This window comes from Novosphingobium sp. B-7 (assembly GCF_000410615.1).
GTDB classification, from domain to species: domain Bacteria; phylum Pseudomonadota; class Alphaproteobacteria; order Sphingomonadales; family Sphingomonadaceae; genus Novosphingobium; species Novosphingobium capsulatum.
Window position 1 is genome coordinate 1 of record NZ_APCQ01000610.1, and the last position, 3,306, is coordinate 3,306.

The 3,306-nt window shown below is 68.1% G+C and carries 3 protein-coding genes; 1 reads left to right on the forward strand and 2 read right to left on the reverse strand.

Annotated elements, in window-relative coordinates:
* Positions 1–56: 56 nt before the first annotated feature.
* Both H926_RS26015 and uxaC read right to left on the reverse strand, forming a co-directional pair.
* Positions 57–1,481 carry a mannitol dehydrogenase family protein gene (locus H926_RS26015; protein WP_022675629.1) on the reverse strand — a complete coding sequence of 475 codons (1,425 nt, stop codon included), beginning with the start codon at positions 1,479–1,481 and terminating at the stop codon, positions 57–59.
* Positions 1,478–2,902 (reverse strand): glucuronate isomerase, encoded by a 1,425-nt coding sequence (uxaC, locus tag H926_RS0106765; protein ID WP_028657686.1) that lies wholly within the window; start codon positions 2,900–2,902, stop codon positions 1,478–1,480. Before uxaC ends, H926_RS26015 begins: the two co-directional genes overlap by 4 nt.
* A gap of 77 nt (positions 2,903–2,979) precedes the next feature.
* On the opposite strand from uxaC, the gene H926_RS0106770 reads away from it, so the two are divergent.
* Positions 2,980–3,306, forward strand: a 327-nt coding sequence (locus H926_RS0106770; RefSeq protein ID WP_028657687.1) for a UxaA family hydrolase, incomplete at its 3' end; no start/stop codon positions are given.

Below are 3,306 nucleotides of genomic sequence, written 5' to 3' on the forward strand. Positions count from 1 at the left end.
CCGTTTCATCCCGAACTCATGCTGACCCCGGCCGAGAGCAGCGGGCCGGTGCCAGGCTAAACAGGTTCCAGCTGGCCGGCGGCCAGCGCGGCATGCGCCTTGGCCACCGCATCGAAAAGCTGCGCATCCTGGCCCAGCGTGCCGAACACCGCTGGCATGGCCAGCACAGCGCGCCAATCGCTGGCCCGCGCCAGCAGGTCTGCCGCCAAGGGATCGGTGATCGCGGTGCCGCTGCGTGCGGCCCGCTCCAGAAAGCGCAGCCAGGCGGCAATCGGCACGGCCAGCCGGGTGATCGGCCGGCCTGCTTCCAGCGCCTCGCGCACTGTGCCAAGCAGGCGGTAGGGCAGCTTTTGCGAGCCATCCCAGGCGATCTGCGACAGCAGGTGGCGGATCGCCGGATTGGCAAAGCGCGCCAACACATCGGCAATATAGCGCGACAGGTCCAGCCCCGGCGGCGCCATGACCGATGGCGCGATATCCTCGCGCATCAGGCGTTCGACAAACCTGGCAAGGGCAGCGTCCTGCATCGCCTGGGCCACGGTTTCATGGCCGAGCCCCAGCCCGACATAGGCCAGCGTCGAATGCGCACCATTGAGCAGGCGCAGCTTGGCCATCTCGAACGGGCGCACATCGGCGGCGAACGTCACCCCGGCCAGATCGAGCGCCGGGCGCTCTCCGGCAAAGCGATCCTCGATCACCCACTGGGTAAAGCCTTCGCGCTGGATCGGCCAGGCATCCTCCAGACCGGTCGCGGCGGCCACTTGCGCGCGCAAGGCATCGTCGGTGGCCGGCGTGATCGAATCGACCATGGCATTGGGAAAGCACACCTGATCGACGATCCATGCCGCGGTCTGCGGGTCCACCTGCTGGGCCAGGGCCAAGGTGGCGGCCTCCAGCTTGCGGCCATTGTCGGTCAGGTTGTCGCACGACAGCACGGTCAGGCCAGGCAAGCCGGCGCGGCGCCGTGCGCCCAGGCCGCAGACCAGCCAGCCGATGAAGCTTTGCGGCACCCAGCTGTCGTTCCCGGCCCCGGTGAGGTCGGCAGCGATCGCGGGGTGGGTGGTATCGAGCGCGCCATCGGCGCCCAGGCAATAGCCCTTTTCGGTCACCGTGGCGCTGATGATCCGGGTATCGGCATGGGCCATGGCGCCAAGGATTGCCTGCGGCGCCTTGCCGGTCAGCACCTGGCCAATGCTGCCGGTCACGCGATAGCGCGTCTGCCTATCCAGCAAGGCCAGCGTATAAAGCCCGCCCTGCGGCCCCAGCGCCTGGGCCACCCCTTGCGAATGCAGGCTGACGCCAGTGATGCCCCAGCGCGGATCGTGCGCCAGCAGCGTGTCGAACGCGGCGGCCTGGTGCGCGCGGTGAAACGCGCCGGGCCCGAAATGAACCACGCCAGCGCGCATGGCGCCGCGATCATAGGTGGGCCGCGCCACATCGCCGGGCAACAGCGCCAGCGTTTCGGGCGATAGGCGCGTCATGCGGGCACCGGCAGGCCATAGGCGCGGCGCACCAGGCCCGTGGTCAATTCCACGATCAGATCGGCCGCTTCCCAATCGGCCAGGCGATGTTCGGCCACCAGCCGCGCCAGGAAACCGCAATCGATCCGCCTTGCCACATCGTGCCGCGCCGGGATCGACAGGAAGGCGCGGGTATCGTCGTTAAAGCCCACGGTGTTGTAGAACCCGGCGGTCTCGGTCGTCATCTCGCGGAAGCGGCGCATGCCTTCGGGGCTATCGTGGAACCACCAGGCCGGTCCCAGCTTGAGGCAGGGATAATGCCCGGCCAGCGGCGCCAGTTCGCGGGCATAGGTCGTCTCGTCCAGCGTGAAGAGGATGACCTTAAGCGCCGGCTCGTTGCCGAACAGATCGAGCATCGGGCGCAGCGCCTCGACATATTCGGTGGCGCGGGGAATGTCGGCGCCCTTGTCGCGGCCGTGGCTGGCGAACAGCTGCGCATTGTGGTTGCGCGTGGCGCCGGGATGGATCTGCATCGTCATCCCGTCGTCCAGGCTCATCCGCGCCATCTCGGTCAGCATCTGGGCACGGAACAGTTCGGCCTCGGCAGCATCGGCCTTGCCGCCGATCACCTTGGCAAACAGCGCCTCGCATTCGGCGCGCGACAGGTTGGCCGTGCGCGGGGTGAGGAAGCCATGGTCGGTGGCCGTGGCGCCCATGGCGCGGAAATCGGCGCGGCGGCGGCGGTGCGCGGCCAGGTAGCCGGCCCACGTCGTCACGTCTTCGCCGCTCAGCGCCGCAAAGCGCACCATGTCGCGGGCAAAGGCATCGTGTTCGGGGTCGATCACCGAGTCCGGGCGATAGGTCGTCACGACATTGCCCCGCCAGCCCGAGGCGCGGATCGCCTGGTGGTGGGCGAGATCATCGGCCGCGCCTTCGGTGGTGGCGAGCAGTTCGATATTGAACCGCTCGAACAGCGCACGCGGGCGGAACGCCGGGCTGGCCAGCGCCGCACCGATCGCGTCGTAATAATGATCGGCACTCGTTTCATCGAGCGTCTGGTCGATGCCGAATACCTCGGCAAAGACGTGGTTAAGCCATATCGCCGAAGGGGTGCCGCGGAACAGGTGCCAATGCGCGGCAAATGTGCGCCAGGCCTCGCGCGGATCGGTGGCGGGCAGCGCCCCACCCTGGCGCGGCACGCCCAGCGCATCGAGCGACACACCCTGCGAATAGAGCATGCGGAACAGGTAATGGTCGGGCGCCAGCAGCAGCTGCGTGGCATTTTCCCACGGTGCGTCAGTGGCAAACCATTCCGGGTCGGTATGGCCGTGCGGGCTGATGATCGGCGCCTGGGCGACCGTGGCATAGAGCGCGCGGGCAATCGCGCGGGTGTCCGGATCGGCGGGAAACAGGCGATCGGGATGAAGAACCAATCTGGGCATCGACAACAGGCCTCTTGCAGGATCGCTGGCGGGTCTAGTGGATTGTGCCAGCGCTGGCAACGGTGTATCGCAAGCCTATGACCGAGGCCATTTACACCCTTCCCGACGCGCTCAAGATCGCGCCCAACGACGATGTTGCCGTGGCCTTGCAGCTACTTGCCGCCGGGCAGCAGGTGATGATCGAGGGCAGCGCGGTCACGCTGCGCCAGGCGATCCCGGCCGGGCACAAGTTTGCCCTGGCCGCGCTGTCCCCGGGCGCTGCGGTGCATCGCTATGGCGCGCAGATCGGCCTGGCCACCGCGCCGATCGCGGCCGGTGATCACGTGCACAGCCACAACCTGCAGACCGCGCTGGGCGGCGAACTGGCCTATGCCTTTGCCGCGCCGGCCAAGCCGCAGCGCGCG